The sequence below is a fragment of the Aurantiacibacter flavus genome (assembly GCF_039710615.1).
Lineage (GTDB): Bacteria > Pseudomonadota > Alphaproteobacteria > Sphingomonadales > Sphingomonadaceae > Alteraurantiacibacter > Alteraurantiacibacter flavus.
Map to the genome: position 1 here is coordinate 64,906 of NZ_JBDLBR010000007.1, position 25,539 is coordinate 90,444.

Here is a 25,539-nt window from a genome sequence, read left to right on the forward strand (position 1 = left end):
CGGCGCAGCACCGGCTATCGGACCGACAATGAGCGAAAAGGCACGATTGGTCCGCGGCTCCATTGCGGGCCATCTGGTGCGCCAGACCGCACCGATGATCATCGGCGTATCGGCCATGGTTTCGACCGGCATTGTCGATGCCTATTACATCGGCCGCCTCGGCGCGACCGAGCTGGCCGCGATCAGCTTCATCTTTCCCGTCGGCACCGCGCTTTCCAGCCTTGGCGTGGGGGTGATGGTGGGCACCTCCTCGGTGGTGAGCCGCGCCATCGGTGCGGGCAACGAGCGCCGCGCGGCCTCCTGCGCGACGCTGGGCGTCCTGCTCGGCCTCAGCTTCGGGCTGCTGATCGCGCTGGCCTTGGCGCTGGGCGCAACATCGCTGTTCTCGCTGATGGGAGCCGATGGCGAGGCGCTGCGGCTGATCGGGCTCTACATGATGCCCTATGCGCTGGGCTTTCCGCTGCTCTTGTGCTTGTCGGGCCTTAACGGCACCCTGCGCGCGCAGGGGCTGGCGAACCGCTCGACGCTGGTCTCGCTGAGCTTCGCGCTCGCGAACTGGGTGCTCGATCCGATCCTGATCGACGGGGCTTTCGGGTTCGAAGGCTTCGGTATGGCGGGCGCGGCCTATGCCACGGTGGCGGGCTGGCTGCTCGGCCTGAGCGTCGGCCTGTGGGCGGTGCAAAGCTCCGAAATCCCGCTGCGCCCTGCCCTCCTGCGCGAAGCCGACGTGGCCGAAGGCGCGCGCGACGTTCTGCGGGTCGCCCTGCCCGCCAGCTTCACCAGTTCGATCAACCCGCTTGGCCTGGCAATCCTCACCGGCCTGCTCGCACGCGAGGGCGAGGCGGCGGTCGGCGGGTTCGGCATCGGCGGGCGCTTGCAGACCTTCGCTGTGGTGCCGCTGCTCGGCCTGTCGGGCTCGATCGGGGCGATCGTCGGCCAGAACTGGGGCGCGGCTGCCTACGACCGGGCGCGCCTGGCGCTGGTGCAATCGGGGCTGTTCTGCCTTGTTTACGGGCTGGTGGTGGCCACGGCGCTCTATTTCTTCTGCGATCAGCTCGCCGCCTTGTTCACCGACGATCCGGCCACACGGCAGGCGGCCACGTCCTACTTGCGGATCGCGGCCTGGGGCTACGCCGCCTATGGCGTGTTCATCGTGTGCAACGGAGCGTTCAACGCCGTGGGTCATGCGACCAAGGCGCTGGTACTCTCGCTCGCGCGCGTAGGGCTGGCGATGGTACCGTTTGCCCTGCTGTTCCAGCCGAGCTGGGGCGCAAGCGCCGTCTATAGCGGGGAACTGGTCGCCAACATGGCCGGAGGGCTGGTAGCAGCGGCGCTGGCCTACCGCCTGCTGGCCTTTTCAGGGACGAGCAGAAAGCCGCCGAAGACGCCTTGAATCAGGATTTGCCCTTCTCGGGCGGCGCCGGCCGATCGCGGAGCATCGCTTGCAGCACCTCTTCGCTGGTGGGCACCACACCCATCACCCGGTCTTGCAAAGCCCGATAGGCGACAAGCGCCCGCTGCCCGGCATCGCTGACGCAGGCACCCGCCTTCTGGCCACCACCCGGCGTGCTTTCGACCAGCTTTTCTCGGAAACAGCGGTTCATCACATCGACCATGAGCCAGGCACGGCGATAGCTCAGCCCCATCTCGCGCGCCGCGGCGGAGATGGAGCCCGTGCCCGCGATGGCCTCAAGCAAGTCCGCCTTGCCCGGGCCCATCGCGATTTCTTCGCCGCAGTAAAGCTGCAGCTTGAGTTTCAATCGCTTCATGCGGCCAGCCGCCGCGCGTCAGCCCAGCGGCTTGCTGGAGCCGAAGAACAGCGCCTGGCTGATCGCGGCCCGCACGGTCGCTTCCTGGAAGGGCTTGGTGATGAGATAGGTCGGCTCGGGCCGGTTGCCCGTCAGCAAACGCTCGGGATAGGCGGTGATGAAGATCACCGGCACCGAACCAATGGCGAGAATATCGTCCACCGCATCGAGGCCCGAGGAGCCGTCAGCCAGCTGGATATCGGCCAACACAAGGCCCGGCATCACGTCCTTGACGACGTCCTGCGCCTGCGTGCGGGTAGCCGCAGTGCCGCAGATTTCGTGACCAAGCGAACGCACGAGGTCTTCCAGTTGCATCGAGATCAGCGGCTCATCCTCGATGATCAGCACACGGGTGGTGCTTTCGCGTTCGATCTCGGCAATCGCATCGCGCACCAGATCCTCGACCTCGGATACTTCGAGATCCATGATCGTGGCCACTTCTTGCGCCGTGAAGTCTTCCACCGTGGTGAGCAGAAGCGCCTGCCGGTTGGCGGGAGTGATGCGGCCAAGTTGCAGTTGCGCCGCCGCCTCGTGCCCGATGCTCTCGCTCAAGGACGATTCGGATTCGACCGCAGCGCTCGACCAGATCTTGGTGAAGGCGCGATAAAGCGGCACCCTGCCGCCGCGCAGTTCCTCGGCAAGATCGGAATCGGCTAACGCAGCTTCGAGCGTGGCAGTAACAAAGGCATCGCCGCTCGCCTGAGACCCCGTCAGCGCACGCGCATAGCGGCGCAGGAACGGCAAATGCGCGGCGATTTCAGCTCCGATTGACATAGATTATTCCCTCTTTCGACTTGCCCAGAACGCATAGCCGCGCCGAGGGTTCCAGCACATCGCAACCAGCGCCCTAGCCCTCAGCTTGGCCGGGTGCAAAGATCTGATCCGCGCGCCCCGGGGAGCGGCTCAGATATATATTATTTTCACTTCATCCATTTTTTTCGGGAACGCAGATCGAGAAAGAGCATTTTCTTTCTGTCACCGGCGCTTACCCCCCCTCTTCCCGTCCCTGCGACCGGTGATACGATCCAAGATTAGGCCCCCGCCCGAAACCGGACGGGGGCCTTTTTTTGTCTGCAGTTTCGGAACGGCGCGGCCAGCGGGCCGAATGCGCCCGAAACGGATCTAGCGCGGGGTGCGACGCAGGATGGTGAACAGGCCCGACTTGCCCCCTTCCACAAGAGCGGCGACGAGATCGTCAGGATCGTAGGGCTTGACGAACACCGGGCCGAGCGCGGCGACACTGGCGGGAATGGCCTCTGGCGATCCGGTGGAAAAGGCAATGCGCGGAGGGCGCGGACCCAACATCGTGACGAGCTCGGCAAGCGCCCAGCCATCGTCGCGATCAGCGAGATGAACGTCGAGCACGATAGCATCTGCGCGCAATTCACCCTCAAGCTCGCGCATGGTCTTCTCGACGCTGGCGCAGATCGTGACGGTGCCCGCCCCAGCCCGTAGCAGTGCATCCTCCAGCGCCATGGCGAGGATAGCATCGTCTTCCACCAGCAGGACACGCGAAAGCCCTGGGGCTGGCTTGCCCTGACGGTCGGCAGGCAAATCTTTAGACGTCGACGACAACACTAATACTCCGTGTCAAACAAACGCGCCAACGACACTTTGGCTCCCGCCTCAGACCAAGGGCTTTTCGTAGATGCTGTATTCCCGGTTGCACTTCGATCCGATCGCGTCGGCGATGGCCACCATGCCCTGGTTATCCTCCAGCACCCAGCCCACCTCGGCACGCGCGCAACCGTAGGTACCCACGGCTTCTCGGCGGATGTATTCGATCATCATGAAGGCGAGCTGACTGGCCAGCCGGGTGTTCTGGTGCTTCTTCACCACGCCCATCAGCGGCACGCGGAAATCGGCCCGCTTGGGCTTGCGCAGCCACCACAGCAGGCGCAGCACGTTGAAAGGAAACAGCTTACCCTTCATGTTGATGAGCAACCGGTTGATATCGGGCCAGGCCAGCATGAAAGCGACCGGCTCACCCTCGAGCTCGGCAATCATGTTGGTGCCAGTGAGGATCAGCGGCTTCAGCTTCTTCTTGGCATATTCCTTCTCGGTGTCGGTGAAAGGAACAAAGCCCCAGTTCTTCGACCAGGCATCGTTGAGGATGGAGATGGCGATCTCGGCATCCTCGTCGAACCGCGCGGGATTGAGGTTGCGCACGGTGATCTTCTGGTTGCGCTCGCCCGATTTCACGATCCGGTCGATCAGCGGCGGGAAGCCGTTTGCCACGTTGAGATCATAGGTAAAAAGACGCTTTGCAAGCTTGTAGTCCTGCCCCTCGATCCAGCCTTGGTATTCTGCCTTGTGGTGGCCCATCATGACCATCGGCGGATGATCGTGCCCTTTGGTGAGCAGGCCCGGCTCTTCCCACACCGAAAGGCTGATGGGCGCCAGCACCCGCATCATGCCCTGCTCTCGCAACCAGTCTTCCGCAGCGGCGATCAGCGCGGCCATGGTGGCCTCGTCGGCGGCCTCCATCAGGCCCCAGTTGCCCGTGCCCGGCCCCATGCCCTGCTCCACCGGCTGTTCAAGCGCGAGTTCGTCGATATGAGCGGAGATGCGGCCCACCACCTTGCCATTACGGCGAGCGAGGAACAGCTGCATGCGCGCATGTTCGTGAAACGGGTTCTTGCCGGGGGTCAGCAACTCGATCATGTCGGCGCGCAAAGGCGGCACCCAGTTGGGATCGCCAGAATTCAGCTCGTAGGCGCATTCGACAAAAGCCTTCAGCTCGGCCTTGCCGCTCACCGGCGTGACACTTATTTGATCGGCCACAAATACCGCCTTTCGTTCATCGGGCAGAAGCCCGGCATGTGCATGAAGGGCCAGTGCAGTGCCACATAATGGCGCGCAAGGCCCATATGCGCTAAGGCGACGGGAAATCTATTCGAAAAGACGATGCAGATGAATGCCACTTCCACGATCGAGCCCGCACACAGCGGCAGCGGCCCTGCCCGCCGCCGCTTGCATGCGCAAATCCCCGATGACAAGGCCATGCTGCGCGCCGCGGCCGAGCTGACGCGCGACATCAACGTGGCGCGGCCCGAGATATACTGGCCCGACATGCTCGGCTCGGCGCTGATCGGCTATGGCCTGCTTGCCGCCGCGATCCTGCTCGACAATGTGCCGCTCGCCATTGCTTGCGGTGTGCTGGCCGTATTCCCGCTCTATCGCGCGCTGCTGTTCATTCACGAGATTACCCACCTGCACCGCGCTGCCCTGCCCGGCTTCCGCACCGCGTGGAACCTGCTCGTCGGCATTCCACTGCTCACGCCGAGCCTGATGTACGAAAACGTCCATACGCTGCACCACTCGCGCACACGCTATGGCACGGTGGAAGATCCGGAATATATGGCTCTGGCGTTGATGAAGCCCTGGACCCTGCCGCTGTTTGTGCTGGTGGCGGTTCTGGCCCCGATTGGCCTGCTGCTGCGCTGGGGAGTGATGGCGCCGCTGGGCCTTTTGATCCCGCCGCTGCGCCGGGTGGCGTGGGAACGGTTCTCGTCGCTCTCGATCAACCCGGTGTTCCGCCGGCGACCGCCGGAGGAGAAGGAACGTGGCTGGTTCCTGTTCCAGCAGATCGGGGCGAGCCTGTGGGCGATGTTCCTGCTTAGCACGCCGTTCTGGTTGGGTTGGAAGCCGCTGCTGGTGGCGATTGCGATCACCTCTGCCGTGGCGACCTTCAACCAGCTGCGTACGCTGGTGGCGCACTTGTGGGAGAACGAAGGCGACGCGATGACCGTCACCGCGCAATATCTCGACTCGGTGAACGTGCACACGAAGATCGGCGCGCTGTGGGCGCCGGTGGGCCTGCGCTACCACGCGCTGCACCACCTGCTGCCGAGCCTGCCGTACCATTCGCTGCCAGTGGCGCACGAACGGCTTTCGGCAAAGCTTGGCCCCACCTCGACTTACGAGGAAGCAACTCACCCTGGTCTGGTGGTGCTGGTCATGCGGATTGCGCGCGGCACAATGGGCATCCGCGGATAGCCCCGCCGCGACGGGCAGATCAGTTCGGCTCGTCGGCGATATCCTCTTCGATATCGTCCTCGATCTTCTCGCGCGTTTCGATCGTGCCCGGATCGGCCGGCATGTCGACAACCTCTTCGCGCAGATCCGGATCGGGCTGGTCGATGGTCGCCTCGGCCTCGCCGGCGGGAACCTCGTCCGAGCAGCCGGCCAGAGCCAGAAGAGCCGCAGCGCTGGTGGCGGAAAGCAGTTTAAGCGTCATAAGAGTTTTCTCCGTTGCTTAAGATGGCAACGGGTGCCCGGCGGCACGGTTCCAAACAGGAACCTTATTCCTCGGTCCTGACCAGCACCGTCTCCCCCACGAACAGGAACAGGAAGAACGGCGCCCATGCCGCCAGCAATGGCGGATAACCGCCAAAACTCGCCATCGCGAGCGCGGCATTGTCGACCACGAAATAGGCAAAGCCCAAGGCCATGCCCAGCACCGCGCGCGCCAGCAACTGGCCCGAACGCGCGAGGCCAAAGCCTGCCACCGCCCCCAACAAGGGCATCAGCACCGCCGACAGCGGCCCCGAAATCTTGTGCCACCACTTGGCCTCCAGCTCGGCGGTGCGGCGACCGGCGGATTCCAAAGCGTCGATACTGTCGGTCAACTGCGGCAGCGGCTCGCTATCGGGATCGACGCGGCGCAGCTCTGTCTGCGCAAGCGTGACGCCGGGGGCTACCACCGTTCCATCGGGCAAAGGTTCCTCGGTGGCTGAGGCCACGGTGAACACCCGAGCGCCCTCCAGCGCCCAGCCGGGGTTGGCAAAGGTCGCCCGGTCGGCGCGGACCTGGCGGGCGATCATCCCGGCATCGTCGCGCTCGTAGTAGGTGACGCCGGTAAGCACGCTGCGCGCGCCGCGCCCGCTCATCACCGAGGCCATCAGCACATCGTTGCCATCGTTGAAATAGACATTGGTACGCGCGTCCGGCTCGCGCGTGATGGTGCCATAATCGACCTCCTGCCACGCCTTGAGCGTCATGGTCGAGCGCGTCACCACCCGCTCGTTGAAGCCAAAGCTCGCCACTGCCACCACCAGCGCGGTGAGCAGCAGGGGGGCGAGGATCTGGTGCGCGGACAGCCCCGCCGCCTTCATCGCTACCACCTCGGAATTGGCGTTCATCGCCGCCAACGTGATGATCGTGGCCAACAGCACAGAATAGGGCAGGAACCGCGCGATCAGCTGCGGCAGGCGCAGCGAGGCATAGCGCAGGAGTTCGGGCTCGCCGTTGCCCGGAGCGGCCAGAATGTCGCCCGTTTCGCCCAGCAGGTCGAGCATCAGCAGCACCAGCACCAGCATGCCAAGCACGGCAATGATGCGGACCGCGAAGGTCTTGGCCAGATACCAGGTCAGCTGGCGCGAAGGGAAAAAGTCAAACAGCACCCAACGATCCCTCATCCTCTGCGTCCGAGATCCGCAAGGCCTTGCGCCGGTTGGCCCCGAACAGCTTCCTCACCCGCTTGCCCAGTTTGGCAAAGAGCCTCTCAAGCACGCCCAGAGCTTGCCCGCCGGGCACAAAGGCGACCTGATAGTACATCCACAGGATCATTACCGCGAGCACGGCGAACGGCCCCCACAGCGCCAGGAACGGATCGACCCGGCCGATGGCGGCCACCTCGGCGCCATACTGGTTCACCTTGTGATAGGCGACCACGATCACGATGGAAACGAACACCCCCAGCGACGAGGTCGAACGTTTGGGCGGTATGGCCAGCGCCAGCGCCATTAAGGGGAGGAGGATCATCATTACCACCTCCACCATGCGGAAGTTGAAGTTGGCCTGGCTGCCCGCACGCTCGTCGGCGGTGCTCTCGGGGCTCCAGCCGATCTTTAGCAGCTCGGGCAGGACATATTCCTGCTCATCAGCCCCACGGGCTCGAAAATCCTCCAGCGCGGGAAGATCGATGGGCAGGTCGTGCTGGCTGAAACTGAGTACGCGTGGCGGGCCGTCCTCCACGTCGTGGATGATGGTGCCATCGGCCAGCCGCAGGATGATCGTGTTGCGGTCTTCGCGATTGGCCAGGAAGCGCCCCTCGCGCGCCGAAATCGACAGCACCTGCCCATTGTCGTCCGCCAGCCGCGCGAAAATGCCGAGCAAGCGCCGCCCCTCGTCCTCGCTGGCCTCGATGCGCAGCGCAACGCGGTCTTCGATGGCGTTGAACTCGCCGACCCGGATCGAGGCGCCCAATGCGCCCGAGCGCAGTTCGAACTCCATCTCCTGATAGGCGAAGCGCGCCTTTGGCTGGAGATAGCCGACAATGGCGAAATTCAGCCCGACCAGCACCAGTGTGATCAGATAGGGCACCCGCAGCAGCCGGGTGTAAGACCAGCCCACCGCGCGCATTACATCAAGCTCGCTCGATGTGGCCAACTTTCGGAACGCGAACAGGATGCCGAGCATCAGCCCCAGCGGAATCGCCAGCCCCGCATATTCGGGGATCAGGTTAAGAAGCATCTTGAAGACCACGCCGACCGGCCCGCCTTCCAGCGATACGAATTCGAACAGGCGCAGCATCTTTTCCAGCAGCAGCAGGCTCGCCGCGAGCAGGAACACCCCGACCATCGGCACCACCACGAGGCGGAAGATATAGCGATCAGCGGAGGTGATGAAGCGGGACAATAGCTTAGCTTGCTGCGATACGGGGGCAAACTGGCCTTAGCGGCTAATTATGTCGAGGTCATGCCCCTAAGCACCGCTAACGTTGGACGGCCAATAGCCCGTGGCGCGACGGTCACGCCTTTTCGAGCGTGCATTGCAGCGGATGCTCGTTCTCGCGCGCGCAATCCATCACCTGGTTGACCTTGGTTTCGGCCACTTCGTAAGGAAAAATGCCGCAGACACCGACCCCGCGCTGATGAACGTGGAGCATCACGCGCGTAGCCTGTTCGAGGTCCATCTTGAAGAAGCGCTTGAGGACCATCACCACAAATTCCATCGGGGTATAGTCGTCGTTGAGCAGCAGCACCTTGTACTGGCTCGGCTTCTTCGGCTTGGCGCGCGTCTTGGTGGCGAGCGCGGCTTGACCCGAGCCACCGCCAACATCGCCCTCGTCGTTGCTGTCCGGCCCTGCGAGGGGAAGCAGGAGGGCCAAAGCATGGTCGGAGCCACCTGATGCGGCGCGAGGAAAGTCGGGGCTGGTCATCGTTGCCACCAAATATCGTATCGCATGGCCCTGCTGCAAGTCGGACATGCGCATTTTGTTGTCGGCCCGGGCCTGGGATCAGTCTCAGGGCACTTGCACAAAAACGATCAAGGCCGGGCGATCGCGAGGATCACCCGGCCCAATCGGCTACCTGGGAGAGGAGGAGAGGTTAGGCAGCCGGTTGTTCGTTGGAAGGGGCCTTAGGCGGCGACCTTCGACATCTTTTCAGCAGCCATGTTTACGCGACCGCTGATCGGAGCGACGCTGTCGTTGGCGAGCTTCATCATCGCATCGGTGCCCTTCGAGGCATTGGCGATCATGGCATCGAAGTTGCGGCGCATGATCTTGCCCTGCAGCTGGAATAGCTCGGTCGGGCTCTTGATCGAGGCCATTTCCTTCATGTCGGCCGTGGCGGTTTCGTAAACCGACTTGGCATCGTCAGCCATGGTCTTGCCCATGCCCTGCACGCCTTCGGCGAAGATCTTGCTCGATTCCATCATGGCGTCGACATTGCCCTTGGCGAACTCGGTCATCTCGGTGACCATGCTGGTGCTCTTGTCGTAAGCTTCCTGCATCTTGCTCTGCACTTCGGCGACGGCGCCGCTCATGGTTTCGGTCATCGTGGCGGTGAAATCGTTGGTGGTCATGATTTTTTCCTTCAATTCGGTCACGCTGGGGGCAGCGCTGGGTACGGTGGGCTTGGTATTCGAAGCAGTCTTGGCCGGTGCAGGCTTTTCCTGCGCCTTGGCTGCAACGGGGGCCTTGGGAGCAGCAGCGACGGGTGCCTTCTTGGGGGCAGCCGGAGCTGGTGCCTTGGGCTTGACCGACTTGGCCGGTGCCTTCTTGGCCGTGGCCCTCTTCGCCGGAGTCTTCTTGGCAGGTGCCGCTTTCTTGGCAGGTGCCGCCTTGGGAGCCTCGGCTTTGGCCGAAGCCGCCTTCGCAGCAGGCTTTTCCTGCGCTGCCGGAACAGGCGCGGGTTTGGCCTTTTCGGCCTCCTCCGGTTCTGACTTTGGCTTCACACTGCCCGCAGCTTCGGCATAGGCCTTCTCGGCGGCCGCGTCTGCGCTAGCGTCTTTCTTGCTGAGCTCGTCTGCCATCGATACCTCGCTTCTGCGATCACCGGCTGCCGCCTCATCCGCGACAGACAGTCACATCACTTTGTTGCAGTGCACAAATACGCATTCGAATTGCATTCGTCAAGGAACTTTTGTGCAGCGCACAATCAGCTTGGCGCTCGGGGCAAGCGCCCTAGCGCTGCCGCACGTAGCGGCCGGGCGCGTCCTCGATCGCGGGGTTGGCCTTACTGCCCGGCTTGCGCGGGCCCTTGACCTTGACCTGATCGGGTCGAAGCTGCTCGATCCAGGCGAACCAGTCAGGCCACCAGCTGCCCTTGGTCTCGCTCGCCGCAGCCACGAACTGGTCGAGGCTGTCGGCACCTTCCGGCCCGGTCCAGTGCTGGTACTTGCCTGCGGCGGGCGGATTAACCACTCCAGCGATATGGCCGCTACCCGCGAGCACGAAGCGAATCGGCCCGGCCAGGTGGCGGGTGATCTCGAACACGCTTTCGGGCGGCGCGATGTGATCCTCCCGGCCCGCCTGCACATAGGCGGGCGTGGTGATTCGGGTCAGGTCGATGGGCGTCCCGTCCGCGGACAGCGCATCGGGCTCCACCAGCAGATTGTCGCGATACAGGTCCGTAAGGTAAGCCTCGTGCCACTTGGCGGGCAGATTGGTGACGTCGCCGTTCCAGTAGAGCAGGTCGAAGGCGGGATAGTCCTCGGCCAGCAGATAGTAATTGACCACGTAGTTCCAGATCAGGTCGGTGCCGCGCAGCAGGTTGAAGGTCGCGGCCATATAGCGCCCGTCGAAATAGCCGCAGGTGCTGGCCTGACGAATAAAGTCGAGGTTCTCCTCGTCGACGAACAGTTTCAGCACCCCGGCGTGCTCGAAATCGACCTGCGCGGTGAGGAAGGTGACCGAAGCGACCTTGTCCGCCTCGCCGCGCCGCGCCAGCACCGCGAGCGTGGCCGCCAGCGTGGTGCCCGCTACGCAATAGCCGACCGTGTGAACATCGTTCACCTTGAGCCGCTCGCGCGTGACCTCGATGGCCTCGATCTGGGCGCGCACGTAATCGTCCATGGTGATATCGGCCAGGCTTGCATCGGCCGAGCGCCAGCTCACCAACAGCACGCTCAGCCCCTGTTCGAGCGCCCAGCGCACGAAGCTCTTCTTCGGATTGAGGTCGAGAATGTAGAAGCGGTTGATCCACGGCGGGAAGATCAGCAGCGGCGTTTCGAGCACCGTCTCCGTCGTTGGCGCATAATGGATGAGCTGGAACAGCTCGGTCTCGTAGATCACCTTGCCGGGCGTTGCGGCGATGTTCTCGCCGATCTTGAAGGTGCTGGTGTCCGTGTGCGTTAGCTGCCCCGCTTCGAGATCGTGCGTCAGCCGTTCAAGGCCTTTCACGAGGTTCTCGCCCTGCGTAGCGATCGTGCGTTCTAGCACCACCGGGTTCATCAGCGGGAAGTTCGCCGGGCTCATCGCATCGAGCATCGCCTTGGTCGCAAAGCTCATCTGCTCGCGCTCGAACTCGTCCAGCCCTTCGGCGCGCTCGATGGCGGCGCCGATGCGCTCGGCCATCAGCAGATAGGTCTGGTGGATCAGCGCGAAGACCGGCTCTGCCCGCCAGGCCGGATCGGCAAAGCGGCGATCATCGCGCCAGAGCGCCTCGATGTTCGCGTCGGCCCTACCCTGCTCGGTGTAGTGACCAAGGATCTTGCTCCACAGCTCCATCCCGTCGCGCCACATGGCCTGCTGCGCTTCGAGATCGAAGGCCGGCATGGTGGCCGCCAGCTTGTGCATGGCATCGAACCAGACCGAAGGATGGGCATCGGGCAGCGCGGGTTGCAGCTTCTTCTCACCCGGCATGACAATGTCGAACCAGTTCTGCTGCGCCGCGAGCATAGCCGCGCCAAAATCGTCGATCGCCGCCTTGTTGGGCAGCGACTCCACTGCATCGGGCGCAAAGCCCGCCATCATCTGGCGCGCAGCCTCACCCTGAATGCGCAGCATCTCGGTGAATATGTCGGCCACATCCTGGCCGGTTTTACCGTCGTGGATGTCGTCTGATGCCATAGCCCCGGCTCCTTCATCCGCCTCATAGCGCGGTGCGTGCCGATTGGCAGCACAAAGCTTAGGATGCCGCCATGCGGCGCGTTGCGCAAACCTTGCGATTGCTTCACAAGGGCCGTCCCTATCAACAACGAGGAAACAGCCGAGCAAGGCCATGGATACCGATTTCTACCGCATCAAGCGACTGCCGCCCTATGTCATCGCCGAAGTCAACGCGATGCGAGCGGCCGCGCGAGCGGAAGGACGCGATATCATCGACCTCGGCATGGGCAATCCCGACCTGCCCCCTCCCCAGCACGTGATCGACAAGCTGTGCGAAGTCGCCCAGAATCCCGATGCTCACGGCTATTCGCAGTCGAAGGGCATTCCCGGCCTGCGCAAGGCCCAGGCGGCCTATTACCAGCGCCGCTTCGGTGTGGAGCTCGATCCCGAAAGCGAAGTCGTGGTAACGCTCGGCTCGAAGGAGGGCCTCGCGAGCCTCGCTACCGCGATCACCGCGCCGGGCGACACCATCCTCGCCCCCAACCCGAGCTACCCGATCCACACCTTCGGCTTCATCATTGCCGGGGCCTCGATCCGCTCGGTGCCGACCACGCCCGACGAGCGCTATTGGGACGAGCTGGAAAAGGCGATGAACTTCACCGTTCCGCGCCCCACCGTGCTGGTGGTGAACTTCCCCAGCAACCCCACCGCCGAAGTGGTCGATCTCGCCTTCTATGAACGGCTGGTCGACTGGGCCAAGTTCCACAAGGTCTGGATCCTGTCCGACCTCGCCTATTCGGAGCTCTATTTCGACGGCAAGCCGACCCCTTCGATCCTGCAGGTGCCCGGCGCCAAGGACGTGGCGGTGGAATTCACCTCGATGTCGAAGACCTTCTCGATGGCGGGCTGGCGGCTGGGCTTTGCGGTCGGCAACCCGACGCTGATCGCCGCGCTCACCCGCGTAAAGAGCTATATCGACTATGGCGCCTTCACCCCGATGCAGGCAGCGGCCGTGGCCGCACTCAACGGGCCGCAGGATATCGTCGAGAAGAACCGCCAGCTTTACCACAAGCGGCGCGACGTGATGGTCGAAGCCTTCGGCCGCGCGGGCTGGGAAATCCCGCCGCCGCCCGCCTCGATGTTCGCCTGGGCTCCGCTCCCCGCTCCGCTCAAGGAGATGGGCAGCATGGAGTTCGCCAAGCAGCTCCTGACCCATGCCGAAGTCGCGGTGGCGCCCGGCGTCGGCTATGGCGAGGACGGTGAAGGCTACGTGCGCATCGGCCTGGTCGAGAACGAGCAGCGCCTGCGGCAGGCTGGCCGCAATATCCGCCGCTACCTGCAAAGCATGGGCATCAATTCCAGCGCTGCCTGACAGCGCACCGAAAAAGTGCGGCACCGCCCGGTAGCTGGCCTTGCTCCTTGCCGGGAGAGGCCTCACCGGGCGGCGTCCGCACACCGAGCCAAATCTGCGACGAAACGCAGAGCCGCCGCCAAAAAACGACAAATTCTCTGACCAAAGCGCCTTGCATTGCGCCAAGGCTTCTGGCCTAACTACAGCCAGACCGTGAGCATGCTAAGGGCTCGGTCGGGGAGAAGATCGCACATGGCTAGTCAACCGGCGAGAACGCTGGACGTATCCGCTTTTCTGCAACAGCTGACGTTCACTAGGTTCCACCTGCATATTCTGCTGCTCAGCTGTCTCGTGACATTTTTCGACGGGCTCGACTTCGCGCTCGTCTCGGTGACGCTGCCGGAGATCCGCGACGACATGGCGCTCACCGAAGCGCAGATGGGAGACGTCTCGACAGCCGCCTTCATGGGTCAGATGATCGGCTCGCTGATCGGCTCCTATATCGCCGATATCGTGGGTCGTCGCCCGGTCATCATCATTTCGACGCTGGCAGCCGCCGTGCTCACCTTCGTGACCGGCTTTGCCGGATCGCCCGAAGTGCTGTTCGTCCTGCGCCTGCTTGGCGGCCTCGCCATCGGCGGACTGCTTGCGCCGATCTGGTCGCTGAACATCGAATCGATGCCCAAGAGCATGCGGGCGACCTCGGTCACGATCATCATGCTTGGCTTTTCGATTGGCAGCGCAGGCGCGGCACAGGCAGCAAACCTGCTCGCCTCGCCTGAAGGCTGGTATGCCGGGCTCTATGCCGCAGGCGCCGTGCCCTCGTTCATGGCCGAGCCGAGCTGGCAAATGGTGTTCTTCTTCTGCGGCGGGCTGACAGCTTTGCTCGCCGCAATCCTGTTCACCTTCCTGCCCGAGAGCGCGCGCTGGATGGTCGCCTCCGGCAAACCGGCAGGCAGGATCGTGCCGATGCTGTCACGCTTCGATCCGACATTCGACGCGAGCGAGTACTCCGCCTTCGCGCTTTCCGACGAACGCAAGACCAACGATAAGCAAGATCCGTTCAGCAAGATGAAGGAGCTGTTCAAGGGCTGGCTCGCCTATATCACCCCGCTGATCTGGGCCGCCTACTTCTTCAGTTCTTTCTCAATCTATCTCAAGACGGCCTTTGGCGTGGTCTTCCTAGAAGAACTGGGCCTGACCGTGGATACCGCGCGCGATATCAGCTCGGTCGGCGGCATTTCCGGTGCGATCGCGGGCGTGCTCCTGCTGATGCTCACAGAGCGGCGCGGCCCGGGCGGGATCATACTGGCCCCGCTGATCGCGATTCCCTTCGTGCTGCTGCTCGGGTTTGGTATCGTGCTCGATGGCCCGGCGTTCATCCCGGTGGTGCTGGTCGGCATGGTCATGGTCGGAGCCGGGCACGCCGCGGTAATCTCGATCACCTCGATCTACTATCCGAGCGCAGTGCGCGCGACCGGGGGTGGCTGGGCCAGCTTCATGGCGAAATTCGCCGCCGTGGCCGCTCCGCTTATTGGCGCCCGGCTGTTCCTCGGGTCGAAGCAGGCGGTGCTCGATGGCTATGTCGCGACGGCGGTCTGCCTTGCCGGGATCGTAGTGTGCATCCTTGCCTTGTCGCATTATGCGAAGAAGCTGAAGGGCACCTCCGCCCCCGGTCAGGCTCCCGTCGCCGTCGCACAAGCAGCCGAATAATTCGTCCGACCCAGGTTCGCCTGCTGCGGCGGACATATGTCGCCAACATCTTTCGTCTGGCCGCAAATCGGCACTGCAAAGGGAACTAGAGCCGCCATCTCTCCGTTGATTTTTCAGACAGGCGCATCGCCTGCCCAATCTCAAGGAGAAGCGAAATGGGTGAACTAACAGACAAGGCCAAGGGCCTCGGCAATCAGGTTGCCGGCGCTGCGAAGGAACAGTCGAACGACCCGGAGACCCGTGCCGAAGGCAAGGCACAGAAGGCCAAGGGCCAGGCCCAGAACCTCAAAGGTAAGGTCGAAGGCGCGCTTGGCGACAAGATCTGAGCCAGCGCAGCTTCAGCAAAGACAGGCGGGGTGTCGGGAGGCCGGCGCCCCGCTTTTCTTTCTGGATACCGCGCACCCGGTTTCAGGCGAAGAATTGTCGCCTGCGCGAGGTGCCACCATCGCTTTCTGCTCGCGGTGAGGTCGCTGCGGGACTTTCCCCATGGGGTCCTTCCAAGCAGCGACGCAACTGGTCGAAGACGGCCTCGTGCAGAGCTTCGGCAAAAGCGATACCGGCCCGTCCATCCTCCACCCAAACGAGCACGCCGGGCCGCGCCGAAAAGCCGTCGATAGTGGTGAGGACGCGTTCGCCTGGCCTTGCGTCCCACCCTGCGAACCGCACCATGATCCCGCCGGCAGAAAGATCGAGAACAGACATGACGGCGATGCTGCCCGAAGGCGCGCGACAGCGAACATTGAGCTGTGCGGGAGTACTGTCCTGCTCGCAATTCATGCCTGCAAAGCCCGTTTGTTTTCCGATCAGTCCACAAGGTAGGCCCTTGGGATTTACCGGACCTTCATCACGTTGGATAAGCGATTGTTGGGAAGACTGGCTAACGCTGGGGTAACTGCATTGCCGGGAAAGATGGCTTGCGCGATCAAAGGCATTGCGCGAAGCCCCTACATTCGCTAGTTGGCGCGCCTTCCGGCCCGATGGCGGAGTGGTTACGCAGAGGACTGCAAATCCTTGCACGCCGGTTCGATTCCGGCTCGGGCCTCCACTTCCCTGTAAGTTTACGCGTTGCGGCCCGCTGCGCGTGAACCTAAAGGACAATGAGCGCCGCTTTAGCTCAGTTGGTAGAGCACATCATTCGTAATGATGGGGTCACAGGTTCGAGTCCTGTAAGCGGCACCACCCACCCTCCCTGAAGCGTCCAAAAACCTCGCAGACCCGCAGAAATGCTGGTGAAATTGGTCATTGGTCTTCCGCTCGCGTGCGTCCCCATCCGCCCCCTTCCGGCCGATTTGGGAGCCTCGGTGGGGGCCCCTGGCAAATGGTCAGAGTCGAGGCCCCCAAATGGCGATAAGAGCGTTAGAGATCAGCAGGCTACAGCCGAGAGATTCATCGTATGAAGTGGCCGATGATCGCGCTTTGCACCTTCAAGTTCAGCCCTCGGGTGCAAAGTTCTGGCGATTGAAGTTCGATTTCGAGGTGTCGAGAAGAAGCTCGCGCTCGGGAAATACCCAGATGTGTCGCTCAAGGAAGCTCGTGCAAAGCGTGACGAAGCCCGGCGCCTACTGGCAAACGGTATCGATCCAGCTGCAGCGAAGCGTCAGGCGATCATCGAGGCGACGATAGGTGCCGCGACAACCTTCAAGCTGGTAGCGGATGAGTACATCGAGAAGATGGAACGCGAAGGAAAAAAGGCGGCCACCATAAAGAAGTCTCGCTGGTTCCGAGATTTGCTCGACCGCGACATCGGGCACCGTCCCGTTTCGGAAATTACGCCACACGAGCTTCTCACCGCAATTCGCAAAGTCGAGCGGAAGGGGCACCACGAGACAGCACAACGGCTTCGTTCCTTTGCTGGCCGCGTATTTCGCTATGCCATCGTCACGATGAGAGCGCAGGAAAATCCGGCAGACCTGCTCCGTGGTGCGCTCACGGCGCCGCAAGTGAAGCACCATGCCGCTATCCTAGAACCCGAGCTCTTTGGTGAGTTGCTGCGCGCAATCGAGGGCTATTCAGGGAAACCCGAGACGCTGATCGCACTTAAGATCGCTCCCCATGTGTTCGTGCGGCCAGGCGAGTTGCGTAAGGCGGAATGGCACGAGTTCGATCTGGAAGGTGCGGTATGGCGTATTCCGGGTGAGAAAATGAAAATGGCTCAGCCGCACGCGGTGCCGCTTTCGAGTCAGGTTGTCGAACTGTTGGGTCAGCTTCGAGCGCTTTCAAACGCTGGCTCGTACCTGTTTCCCGCCTTTCATACGACGCGGCGCTGTATGTCCGAGAACACGCTCAATTCTGCATTGCGTCGGCTCGGTTATGGTGGGGACGAGATGACGTCTCACGGCTTTCGCGCCGTAGCGAGCACACTGCTAAATGAATCTGGCTTGTGGCATCCAGATGCAATCGAGCGTTCACTCGCGCACAAGGACCCCGACCAGGTACGAGCTGCCTATCATCGCGGCGCGCATTGGGCGGAGAGGGTTCGAATGATGCAGTGGTGGTCCGATCATCTGGAGCAACTTCGCGACGGAGCGAAGATTTTCACTCCCGTCTTTCGCCGCGCTTGAATACTGTCGGTACAGCTACGGCCACAAGTGGGCCGATAAAAGACTCTCTGGTTCTGGCGAGGGCGGCGCAGAAAGCCGACATCTAGTAAGTGGCCCAATTGTTGGCAATTGGCAGATGGCGTGCGCCTTGGCACCACAAGCTGGACCATTCCCAAGACGGTGACTGTACTGCGTTCCGAGCTCCTCTCATTCGGGCGGAAGCGGGCGGAAGTTCATCCGCGCGATTTTGCCGTCTTCAGTAAGCAAGACTGAATAACTCACCGCTGCATTAGCGAAGTTGGCGCGATAGGCATCGGCTCCCTCCAGCGTGACTTCGGTGAATTCCAGCGAGCGGAGCGGCCCGAGATCTGCATATATCCGCTGAAGCATAGGCAGCATGGATCGCGTGGCCTCGGCCCCAAGTGGGAGCATGGTTGAATAATCGGGCGTTCCCGCCACTATGTCCGCAATGAACTTGCGCAAGGCGGGCTCGGTTTCCGGCAGCGGCGTTGTGCGCGGCACTGGAGGAACTTCGTTGGTTAGCGCCGCGATGATCCGTTCTTCCACAACGGCGCTGGGCATGGCCTCGCTGTTGGAAATCACTGCGACACGCAGGGCCGTGTCCGGCAACCAGATCAGGTCGCTGTGGAAGCCATTTATTCCGCCAGAGTGTTTGATCACGCGCTGACCGTCGCGGTGACCGATCTGCAGCCCGAAGCCATAGCTTGTATCCCCCTGGTCGGTTTCAACGGGCGAGCCGATCATCTGTTCGAACGAGGCGGTGCTTATCGCACGTCCGTTGGTCAGGGCAATCTGCCAGCGCACCAGGTCGCCGGCACTCGAAACCAGCCCGCCGCCGCCGCCGGGTACGTTCATGCTGATCGCCGCATCGTTGGAGAGCGAGCCAGTGTTCGGGTCGAAGGAATATCCCTGCGCGCGGCGCGGAATGATCTCGCTTTCCGAGCCGTAGCGAGTGTGGGCCAGGCCGAGCGGGGTGAAGAACTCCTCCTGCAAGAACGCGGCGTAGGGACGGCCGCTGGCCTTGGCGACGATCATCCCCAGCAGATAGTAGTTGGTGTTTGAATAGCGCCATTCCGCGCCCGGCTCGAAGTCGAATGGCTTGCCAGATACGAGTTCCAGCAATTCGGCATCGGTCAGGTCAAGCCGCGAGAGATTTGGGAAGAAATCAGGCTGGATCGTATATTCGGGTATGCCCGAAGTGTGGTTGAGCATCTGACGGACCGTCACCACGCGGCCGCCGGTGTCGAACTCCGGCACATATTGGCTCAACGGATCGTCGAGGCCGAGTTTGCCCTGCTCGGCAAGCTTAAGGATCGCCGCAGCGGTGAACTGCTTTGTATTGGAGCCGATGCGGAAGGTCGTGCTCGCATCAACCGGAGCATTCCATTCGAGATCGGCGATGCCGTAACCGCGATCCAGGACTATCCGGTCGCCACGTGCCACGGCCACGGATAGCCCCACGAATTCTGGGTGGGTCGCGATTTCGTCGACCACCGCATCGACGCGGCGCTCGATATCGGCGTCGTTGAGCCCGGCGAGAACCTGTTCTTGGTGGGACTGCGCAGCCTGATCGCGCGCCCGGCCCATCTCCTGAGCCTGCACGGGCAGGCTGGCAGCCAGTGCGCCGGCCGCCAGCGCCATTGTGACGGAACTCACCCTCATCTCTTTCACCCCCTTCTTGGCTCTCTCTCCACATCCGCGCGATTCCGGCCGAGCGGCACCACCCGATTCATTGTGTGTTTTCGATCTTTGCGGGCACGGCATCGGGCACGCTGGCCGGGGTTCGAAGCTCAAACACGACAACCCCGGCATCCTCGTCTGGCGAAGACGGCGCTGCGTCGGAAGAAACGAGCGCCTTATCGGTCAACTGCAATGTCATCAGCGGCGCCGTCAGCACGGCCGCGCCGCCGGCCATCCCCGCTGCCCAGCGGATACCGCCGGCCGACCGGTTCGAGCCGCGATCCAGCACCCGCCTCACGCGCCGGGCTAGAGAGCTGCCCGCCGGTGCAACACCATGCGCTCCGAGCAGCCGACTGTCGCTCTGGTGGCGGGCGACGTTGACCAGGACGCTCGCATAGGTTGTAGCTTCGATGTTCGCGGCGAGCACTGCGTCGTCGGCTGCTTCCTCGCGCAGCTGGTGTGCTTCCCGCGCCAATCGCCAGACAAGCGGGTTGAACCAGAACAAGGCGACGCTGATGCGTGCGAGCATCAGCTTCAGCCAGTCCGCCTGCGCGACATGGGACAGTTCGTGCACCAGGATGGCATCCGCATCCCCGCGCCTGGCCTCGCTCTCGGTGCCGAGCAGAATCCTGGGCTTCTGCAGACCCCAGCTTATCGGTGAGGAAATCTCGCCGCTGACCAGCAGCGCGGTATTCGTCGGGAGGCCTTTCTGCCGCTGTGCGCGCGTCAGCGCCGAAAGCCAGTGATCATCGGTCATCCGTTGAGCGCGCGTTGTCAGCAGCACCAGTCGAAGCATGGCCAGCAACATCCGCGCAATCAGGAGAATGGCGGGCACGGCATAGGCCAGCACCAGCCAGAACGCGGCCGTCTGCGTCCAGTCTGACTGGGCGATCTGCGCGCCGGCAGCAAGCGGAGTCGGGGACAGGACGAGAGCGTAGGGACTCGCCACTTCCAGCGGGGGAAAAAGCAGCGATCCGAGCGGCAGCGCAGCGAGCGCGGCGAGGCCCAGATGCGCGATCCAGCTCCGGTCCACCGCCGAACGGGTGTGCATCACCCGCAGCAACACAAGGGTTACGCCGGCGATGACGAGCGACTTCGCGGCGAAGACAACCAGCATTACTCTGACCCCTTGTGCCGATCGGACCGGGCCTGGGCGATCAAGGCTTCGAGTTCGTCGAGTTCGGTCTCCTCAAGCCGTTCGGTCATCCCGAGCAGTGCCGTCGCCGCGCCAGCGGGAGAGCCGCCGAAGAACACCCGCACCAGTTCCTTGAGTGCGGTCGTGCGCGCCTGACTGTCCGCCACGGCAGGTCGGTAGAGATGGCCTTTCGCGCCGTCGGTGCGGCGGACAAAGCCTTTCTGTTCGAGCCGGCTGAGCATCGTCCGCACGGCCGAACCGCTAGGCTGCCCGGTCAGCGCCCCGGAGATTTCCGCAACGGTCAGGTCACCGCGCTCATAGAGCAGGTCAACAATCTCGCGTTCGCGCGGCGGCAACTTCTTCAGCATTACCTCGCCCAACTCAGCTGCTACATTTGTAGCGTGCTACAAATGTAGCGCCACTGCAATGGGGCTATGTTCTCACCGTGTAGCCAAAATGGGGCGACGGCACGACGGTTGAGCACGTGATGAGGAAGGTGCAATTTTTAGGCCGGCAGCGGACTGTCCGGTGTTGACGCGAACCATTGCTGAAACAGACCTTTGGTCTGTGATCCCAATGCAGACATTTTACTTTAGGGGCCGATCTAGCGGGTCGCGACTTCCCGGCTTCTGAAGATCCAAGGTCAGTTGTGCAGTTCGGGGCGGGATAAGGTGAGCCGTTGCACCGTAGCGCGCGCGGCCTTCGCCCCGCCGCCGACTATTGAAACCGAGATCGCGGCGGGCTTGGGTGGATCCGGAGCCGCATCGAGGCGAACTATACCGGCAACACCGCTCGTTGGACCGAGCGCAGGCACCATACGGGCTGTCTTGCGGTCGCAAGGGCGAAAGATCTCTGCGGGTTTGGCCTGTCGGCGCGCATTGAGCGCGAGGCGGGCCGCCTGATCGGAACGCTCGATCTTCAGCGCCGTGCCTTGGTGCTCATCGACGCGCGCACCCCCGCCTCGTGCGATACCGACGGCTTTGCCTTCAACATAGTAAAATAGATACGATCTCGCCGAAGACTTTCCAAGCGCCAATAGCGTTCCTAAATGAGCGTGCCAGAGGAGGGGCCGATCGATGACAAAGAAAAAATGTTTCCTGAGTTTCCACTACAAAGATGACAACTGGCGCGTGAGCCAAGTCAAGAACATTGGGGCAATCGACGAGCAGCCGCTGCTATCCGCGAACAAATGGGAAGAGATCGAGAATCAGGGCGACGACGCGGTCCGCGACTGGATCGACCGGAACATGCGCGGGAAGGACTGCCTCGTGGTCCTGATCGGTAGCAAGACCGCCAGTCGGCGGTGGGTCAAGCACGAAATCAAGAAGGCCTGGGGAAAGGGCATAGGCGTGCTCGGCATCCATGTTCACAACTTGAAGGACAAGGATGGCAACCAGAGCGCCAAGGGGGCCGATCCGTTCGGAGGCCTGACGGTCGACGGCGAGAGCATTGTCGCCAAGGTCTATGACCCTCCCTACAAGATTAGCACCAATGTTTACGAGCACATTGCCTCGAATATCGGTGCGTGGGTCGACGCCGCCATCGAAGCGCGGAGCTGACGCTCGATGGCCCGCAAGACATTTTTTTCGTTTCACTACTCGCCCGACTGCTGGCGTGCGTGGAACGTCCGCAACAGCTGGGAAATCAAGGGCACGAAGGAAGGGGTCGGCTTCTTCGACAACAGCGTCTTCGAAGCATCCAAGAAGGAAGGCGACGATGCGCTCAAACGGTTCCTGCGCGAGGGTCTTGCAAATACCTCGGTGACCTGCGTGCTGGCGGGCAGCGAGACCTCCGCGCGCCGATGGGTCCGTTACGAGATCGCGCGCAGCGTAATCAAGGGCAATGGCCTCCTCACAGTTGATATTCATGGGGTGAAGAACAGCAAGGGGTTCGTGGCGACTAAGGGGACCGATCCTCTTGCGCTGATGGGGCTCTATCGCACCGTGAACGGGATCTACCTTGCCGAGGCAAAAGGTGGGAAATGGGTGAAGTACGGCGACTACACGCGGGCGATCCCGGAGAACGACCTTTGGTTCACGGCCCCTGCGACCGACACCGTCGTGCCCTTTTCGCGGCATTGCAGCCGGTACGATTTCGCCAACCAGGACGGACGCAACAAGCTCGGGGGGTGGATCGAGGTGGCCGCCAAGCAGGCCGGGCGATGAGCGGCGCGGTGGCCCGCTTGGCAAGTCCCATTCCGTTCGCCCGGTCGGAGGGACCCGCACGATGCTGATGGCGAGCGACGTGCGCGCCGCGGCGCTGCGCTATCGGACCCAAGCGCGCAAGTCGGCTGATACGATCCTCGTCGAGACCGCCACGACGGTGTCCAAGCGGTTTGATATCTTCCTGTCGCACTCGGCGCTCGATAAGGAACTCGTGCTCGGCACCAAGGCACTCATCGAGGACCGGAACCTCAGCGTCTATGTCGACTGGATCGAGGATGCCGCGCTCGACCGGAGCGCGGTTGACCGCGACCGGGCCGATCATCTGCGCGAGCGAATGCGGCAATGCGACACGCTATTTTACGTGCACACTGCCAACGCCGCGTTGTCGCCGTGGTGCCCATGGGAGTTGGGCTACTTCGATGCGCTCCGTGCGCCCGACCGGCAGGTCTTCGTGCTCCCGATTGTCGAGGACGAGCAATACGCGGGCCGCGAATACCTCTCGCTCTACGACTTTGTCGACTTGGCGACCTATCGGCACGACCCGCGTCACGTGCGTGAGCAGAGGGCCTTCGATCGGGAGCGCTTTCGCGACGCGCTGGGTCTGCGGCCGCGATGACCGACCGGTCGCGAGTTCCTGCAATTCAACGTTCGTCCGTGGCAGGCCGGTCGTTTCCGGGCACCACAATCCGTGCCGCCTTGTCGGCGGGCTGTTCGGCGGGCGAGGCAAAGCGCCGCTCGTTGGGATCGATCGCGAGCTGATCGTAGAAGAGTTCGACATAGTCGAGGTTGGTGGCAAGCGCCGGATCAAAATATTGGCTTTGCGCAAGTTCGCGTGCCGCCCCGCCGGTCGAGGCGACAGGCAGCACTTTGGCCTCGGGCGCATGTTCGCGGAACAGCACGAACTCGTCGACGATGCCTTTCATGCCGCCAATGAACACGGCTGCCTCAAATTTGGTCTCGGCGAGCATCCGGTCGCGCATGAGGTCGAGATTGGGGCCGATCTCGTCTGAAATTCGTTTGGTGAAGACCACGTTACGGAAGCGGCGGGTCTCCTCGGGAAACTCGTCCGCAAAACGCAGGCTCTGGTAAAGCCGCACCCACTCGCCATAGGCAATTCCCATCGATTCCGCGAAGGCCCAGACCATCGGGGTAATAGCGGGGTGCCCGCCCCACACGAGCCTGCGCCGTCCGAGCGTGACTTCGAGCAATGCGGCCACGGCGGCCGAGATGGCCACCGAGTCCCCCTCGCCCATGAAGTGCGCAGCATCGGGATCGGGGACGCCCGCGGAAAGAAAAATGGCACCATCCGCTGCTACGAGTCCCATTCGGCGAGCTCCCATCCTGCATCGAAGACCCGAATAGCGCGCACGTCCTTCACCTGTCGGTCGAGCCACTGGAGGTGTTCACTCCAAGCGGGACGAATACCGTGGTGGTCGTAGACCAAACATGGGAAGCGCTTGGGGTCAGCCGTAATCGCTTTAGAGTGAACGTCGTTGAGCAGTTCGGCGGTCGGCACTCCGACGACCGGATAGGCCTGAAGGGCGAGGCCATTCGGCAGCGAGAGCGACATCGCGCGGTGCGCTCCGATGCCCTCGAAGCGTCCACCGATGCGCTCGACTTCGATCCGCAGAGTCCCTGCGATTTCGCGGTGGCGCGAGGCGACACTGCGGCTTCGCAGAATTTCCGCGCGGCACGCGACGGCATCGACCACTTGAGGCAGCAATCTACCGTCGGGCCCGACGTCGCCGGGCTGTAAGCGGATCATATCGCTTAGCGACAAGTGCCGGGTGGGATCGTGGTCGGGCCATACGAGCCGGAGAATGTGGATACCTTGGGCAAGGCTCCGGCCGATCTCCTGCGTGGTCCACTTGCTCGCGAAGTAATCCTTGGTGTCGAGCATAATCACTACGTCGCAATCGGCGAGTCGGTGCCACAGCATTTCCTGGAATTGGTCGCCTGGGAGGATGTCGTGGGTATCAAGGAAAACGTCAAAGCCGCGCGCACTGAGCTCATCATGAAGTTGCAACGCGACCGCGCGCGACTCGTCCCGACGATAGCTGACGAATACCCTGCGTTGGCGTCGCAGCAGCCCCAAGCTCTCAAGTGTGAGCGCGCACAACGATGCAATGGCTCCTTCACCCGTGTCGAGGAAGAAGGCGTTCACAGCCCAGATTTCCTCAGGGATACCGGCGGCGACGTCGCTGCCCCGGGGCACGACTGGGATGACCGGAACGCGAGCGCGTTCGAGCTCGCGCACGAGATCCGCGTCTCTCGTGGGATCACCACCGAAATAAAGCACAGCGGTCGAGGCATGGATGTCGCGCTGCGCCACGTCCACGGCGGTGCGTATGGCAATATCCGCGGGTAACTTGAGCTCGTAATGGGATACGGCATCTTCGAGGACTGCGGCTAGGCGCGCGCGCACGCCATCTGGCAAGGATCCAAGAAGGACGAGTTCGTACTTAGCCATCGCATCACCTTAGCGGGCCAGCACGGTTGCGCATAGGTCCAACCAAGCAGGGAATGCAGCGTCTTGTCGTGCCGAGTTGAAGTACCTTAGTGAGCTATCCGGGTTGCGTTTCCTTGATAGCGCCTTCGCTCTGCTCTCACTCTCATTACGAGATGGTGGATTTGCTCTGACAGTCCAGTCAAACGTCAGGCCAACAAATTAATGTCCGCAAATAGCGTTGAGCGAGTGAACCGCGAACGTCCGATGTTAGGGCGTATTCTGTTGAAGAAGTCGCTGCTGGTCCGGGTTAAAGACCGTTTTGGACAGCGGTCGAGCGGGGGCCCCGGTCCCTTCAGGCGGTTGCGAGGCCCGGCATCGGCTTCATCTTGGCCAGTTTA

The 25,539-nt window shown here is 62.6% G+C and carries 26 protein-coding genes and 2 tRNA genes; 11 read left to right on the top strand and 17 right to left on the bottom strand.

The features are described 5' to 3' along the window. Window positions 1–28: 28 nt before the first annotated feature. A complete protein-coding gene (locus ABDJ38_RS15985) occupies window positions 29–1,393 on the top strand; it encodes an MATE family efflux transporter (RefSeq protein WP_346786136.1) in 1,365 nt (454 codons plus the stop codon). Between the two features lies 1 nt (window position 1,394). Here ABDJ38_RS15985 and ABDJ38_RS15990 read toward each other — a convergent pair whose 3' ends face one another. The 4 genes from ABDJ38_RS15990 to ABDJ38_RS16005 all read right to left on the bottom strand — a co-directional run bounded on the left by ABDJ38_RS15990 (window position 1,395) and on the right by ABDJ38_RS16005 (window position 4,592). After that, on the bottom strand, window positions 1,395–1,769 hold the full coding sequence (locus tag ABDJ38_RS15990; RefSeq protein ID WP_346786137.1) for a winged helix-turn-helix domain-containing protein: 375 nt from the start codon (window positions 1,767–1,769) through the stop codon (window positions 1,395–1,397). An 18-nt stretch (window positions 1,770–1,787) separates the two neighbouring features. After that, window positions 1,788–2,582 (bottom strand): response regulator, encoded by a 795-nt coding sequence (locus ABDJ38_RS15995; protein ID WP_346786138.1) that lies wholly within the window; start codon window positions 2,580–2,582, stop codon window positions 1,788–1,790. Between the two features lie 348 nt (window positions 2,583–2,930). Further along, window positions 2,931–3,383, bottom strand: coding sequence for a response regulator (locus ABDJ38_RS16000; RefSeq protein WP_346786139.1), 453 nt, complete (start codon window positions 3,381–3,383; stop codon window positions 2,931–2,933). Between the two features lie 51 nt (window positions 3,384–3,434). Then, window positions 3,435–4,592 (bottom strand): N-acetyltransferase, encoded by a 1,158-nt coding sequence (locus ABDJ38_RS16005; RefSeq protein WP_346786140.1) that lies wholly within the window; start codon window positions 4,590–4,592, stop codon window positions 3,435–3,437. A 129-nt stretch (window positions 4,593–4,721) separates the two neighbouring features. On the opposite strand from ABDJ38_RS16005, the gene ABDJ38_RS16010 reads away from it, so the two are divergent. Continuing rightward, window positions 4,722–5,807 carry a fatty acid desaturase family protein gene (locus ABDJ38_RS16010; protein WP_346786141.1) on the top strand — a complete coding sequence of 362 codons (1,086 nt, stop codon included), beginning with the start codon at window positions 4,722–4,724 and terminating at the stop codon, window positions 5,805–5,807. Between the two features lie 19 nt (window positions 5,808–5,826). Here the strand turns inward: ABDJ38_RS16010 and ABDJ38_RS16015 are convergent, their stop codons facing one another. The 6 genes from ABDJ38_RS16015 to ABDJ38_RS16040 all read right to left on the bottom strand — a co-directional run bounded on the left by ABDJ38_RS16015 (window position 5,827) and on the right by ABDJ38_RS16040 (window position 12,108). Beyond that, window positions 5,827–6,048 carry a hypothetical protein gene (locus ABDJ38_RS16015; RefSeq protein ID WP_346786142.1) on the bottom strand — a complete coding sequence of 74 codons (222 nt, stop codon included), beginning with the start codon at window positions 6,046–6,048 and terminating at the stop codon, window positions 5,827–5,829. Between the two features lie 64 nt (window positions 6,049–6,112). After that, complete coding sequence (lptG, locus tag ABDJ38_RS16020) at window positions 6,113–7,213, bottom strand: LPS export ABC transporter permease LptG (RefSeq protein ID WP_346786143.1); 1,101 nt, start codon at window positions 7,211–7,213, stop codon at window positions 6,113–6,115. Beyond that, window positions 7,203–8,393 (bottom strand): LptF/LptG family permease, encoded by a 1,191-nt coding sequence (locus ABDJ38_RS16025; protein ID WP_429771124.1) that lies wholly within the window; start codon window positions 8,391–8,393, stop codon window positions 7,203–7,205. The genes lptG and ABDJ38_RS16025 overlap by 11 nt, the downstream gene beginning before the upstream one ends. A 169-nt stretch (window positions 8,394–8,562) precedes the next feature. Further along, complete coding sequence (gene clpS / locus ABDJ38_RS16030; protein ID WP_429771125.1) at window positions 8,563–8,973, bottom strand: ATP-dependent Clp protease adapter ClpS; 411 nt, start codon at window positions 8,971–8,973, stop codon at window positions 8,563–8,565. 200 nt (window positions 8,974–9,173) lie between these two features. Then, entirely contained in the window at window positions 9,174–10,070 is an 897-nt protein-coding gene (locus tag ABDJ38_RS16035; RefSeq protein ID WP_346786146.1) for a phasin family protein, read from the bottom strand. A gap of 151 nt (window positions 10,071–10,221) precedes the next feature. After that, complete coding sequence (locus tag ABDJ38_RS16040; protein ID WP_346786147.1) at window positions 10,222–12,108, bottom strand: PHA/PHB synthase family protein; 1,887 nt, start codon at window positions 12,106–12,108, stop codon at window positions 10,222–10,224. Window positions 12,109–12,259: 151 nt separating this feature from the next. On the opposite strand from ABDJ38_RS16040, the gene ABDJ38_RS16045 reads away from it, so the two are divergent. From ABDJ38_RS16045 to ABDJ38_RS16055, 3 genes are all read left to right on the top strand, one after another. Beyond that, a complete protein-coding gene (locus tag ABDJ38_RS16045; RefSeq protein WP_346786148.1) occupies window positions 12,260–13,459 on the top strand; it encodes an LL-diaminopimelate aminotransferase in 1,200 nt (399 codons plus the stop codon). Between the two features lie 231 nt (window positions 13,460–13,690). After that, a complete protein-coding gene (locus ABDJ38_RS16050; protein WP_346786149.1) occupies window positions 13,691–15,151 on the top strand; it encodes an MFS transporter in 1,461 nt (486 codons plus the stop codon). 155 nt (window positions 15,152–15,306) lie between these two features. Then, window positions 15,307–15,477 (top strand): CsbD family protein, encoded by a 171-nt coding sequence (locus ABDJ38_RS16055; protein ID WP_346786150.1) that lies wholly within the window; start codon window positions 15,307–15,309, stop codon window positions 15,475–15,477. An 82-nt stretch (window positions 15,478–15,559) separates the two neighbouring features. Here the strand turns inward: ABDJ38_RS16055 and ABDJ38_RS16060 are convergent, their stop codons facing one another. Next, a complete protein-coding gene (locus ABDJ38_RS16060; RefSeq protein WP_346786151.1) occupies window positions 15,560–15,928 on the bottom strand; it encodes a PilZ domain-containing protein in 369 nt (122 codons plus the stop codon). Window positions 15,929–16,122: 194 nt separating this feature from the next. On the opposite strand from ABDJ38_RS16060, the gene ABDJ38_RS16065 reads away from it, so the two are divergent. The 3 genes from ABDJ38_RS16065 (at window position 16,123) to ABDJ38_RS16075 (ending at window position 17,712) form a co-directional block, all read left to right on the top strand. Further along, a tRNA-Cys gene (locus ABDJ38_RS16065) sits at window positions 16,123–16,196 on the top strand. 58 nt (window positions 16,197–16,254) lie between these two features. Further along, window positions 16,255–16,330: transfer RNA gene (locus tag ABDJ38_RS16070), tRNA-Thr, on the top strand. A 335-nt stretch (window positions 16,331–16,665) separates the two neighbouring features. Further along, entirely contained in the window at window positions 16,666–17,712 is a 1,047-nt protein-coding gene (locus tag ABDJ38_RS16075) for a tyrosine-type recombinase/integrase (RefSeq protein ID WP_346786152.1), read from the top strand. 186 nt (window positions 17,713–17,898) lie between these two features. Here the strand turns inward: ABDJ38_RS16075 and ABDJ38_RS16080 are convergent, their stop codons facing one another. From ABDJ38_RS16080 to ABDJ38_RS16095, 4 genes are all read right to left on the bottom strand, one after another. Then, the gene (locus tag ABDJ38_RS16080; protein ID WP_346786153.1) at window positions 17,899–19,368 is read right to left on the bottom strand and encodes a serine hydrolase domain-containing protein; all 1,470 of its coding nucleotides are present in this window, start codon (window positions 19,366–19,368) and stop codon (window positions 17,899–17,901) included. 73 nt (window positions 19,369–19,441) lie between these two features. Further along, on the bottom strand, window positions 19,442–20,509 hold the full coding sequence (locus ABDJ38_RS16085) for a M56 family metallopeptidase (RefSeq protein ID WP_346786154.1): 1,068 nt from the start codon (window positions 20,507–20,509) through the stop codon (window positions 19,442–19,444). Next, entirely contained in the window at window positions 20,509–20,895 is a 387-nt protein-coding gene (locus ABDJ38_RS16090; protein ID WP_346786155.1) for a BlaI/MecI/CopY family transcriptional regulator, read from the bottom strand. The genes ABDJ38_RS16085 and ABDJ38_RS16090 overlap by 1 nt, the downstream gene beginning before the upstream one ends. 275 nt (window positions 20,896–21,170) lie before the next feature. Further along, window positions 21,171–21,563: a hypothetical protein gene (locus ABDJ38_RS16095; protein WP_346786156.1), complete on the bottom strand. Its 393-nt coding sequence runs from the start codon at window positions 21,561–21,563 to the stop codon at window positions 21,171–21,173. A 40-nt stretch (window positions 21,564–21,603) separates the two neighbouring features. Here ABDJ38_RS16095 and ABDJ38_RS16100 point away from each other — a divergent pair, with 40 nt between their 5' ends. From ABDJ38_RS16100 to ABDJ38_RS16110, 3 genes are all read left to right on the top strand, one after another. Next, the gene (locus ABDJ38_RS16100; protein ID WP_346786157.1) at window positions 21,604–22,086 is read left to right on the top strand and encodes a TIR domain-containing protein; all 483 of its coding nucleotides are present in this window, start codon (window positions 21,604–21,606) and stop codon (window positions 22,084–22,086) included. Between the two features lie 6 nt (window positions 22,087–22,092). Beyond that, a complete protein-coding gene (locus ABDJ38_RS16105) occupies window positions 22,093–22,692 on the top strand; it encodes a TIR domain-containing protein (protein WP_346786158.1) in 600 nt (199 codons plus the stop codon). Between the two features lie 61 nt (window positions 22,693–22,753). Beyond that, the gene (locus tag ABDJ38_RS16110) at window positions 22,754–23,308 is read left to right on the top strand and encodes a toll/interleukin-1 receptor domain-containing protein (protein ID WP_346786159.1); all 555 of its coding nucleotides are present in this window, start codon (window positions 22,754–22,756) and stop codon (window positions 23,306–23,308) included. Between the two features lie 25 nt (window positions 23,309–23,333). Here ABDJ38_RS16110 and thcA read toward each other — a convergent pair whose 3' ends face one another. Further along, window positions 23,334–24,017, bottom strand: coding sequence for a Thoeris type III anti-phage system protein ThcA (gene thcA / locus ABDJ38_RS16115; protein ID WP_346786160.1), 684 nt, complete (start codon window positions 24,015–24,017; stop codon window positions 23,334–23,336). Beyond that, the gene (thcB4, locus tag ABDJ38_RS16120; protein ID WP_346786161.1) at window positions 24,005–25,162 is read right to left on the bottom strand and encodes a Thoeris type III anti-phage system protein ThcB4; all 1,158 of its coding nucleotides are present in this window, start codon (window positions 25,160–25,162) and stop codon (window positions 24,005–24,007) included. The genes thcA and thcB4 overlap by 13 nt, the downstream gene beginning before the upstream one ends. Between the last annotated feature and the right edge of the window lie 377 nt (window positions 25,163–25,539).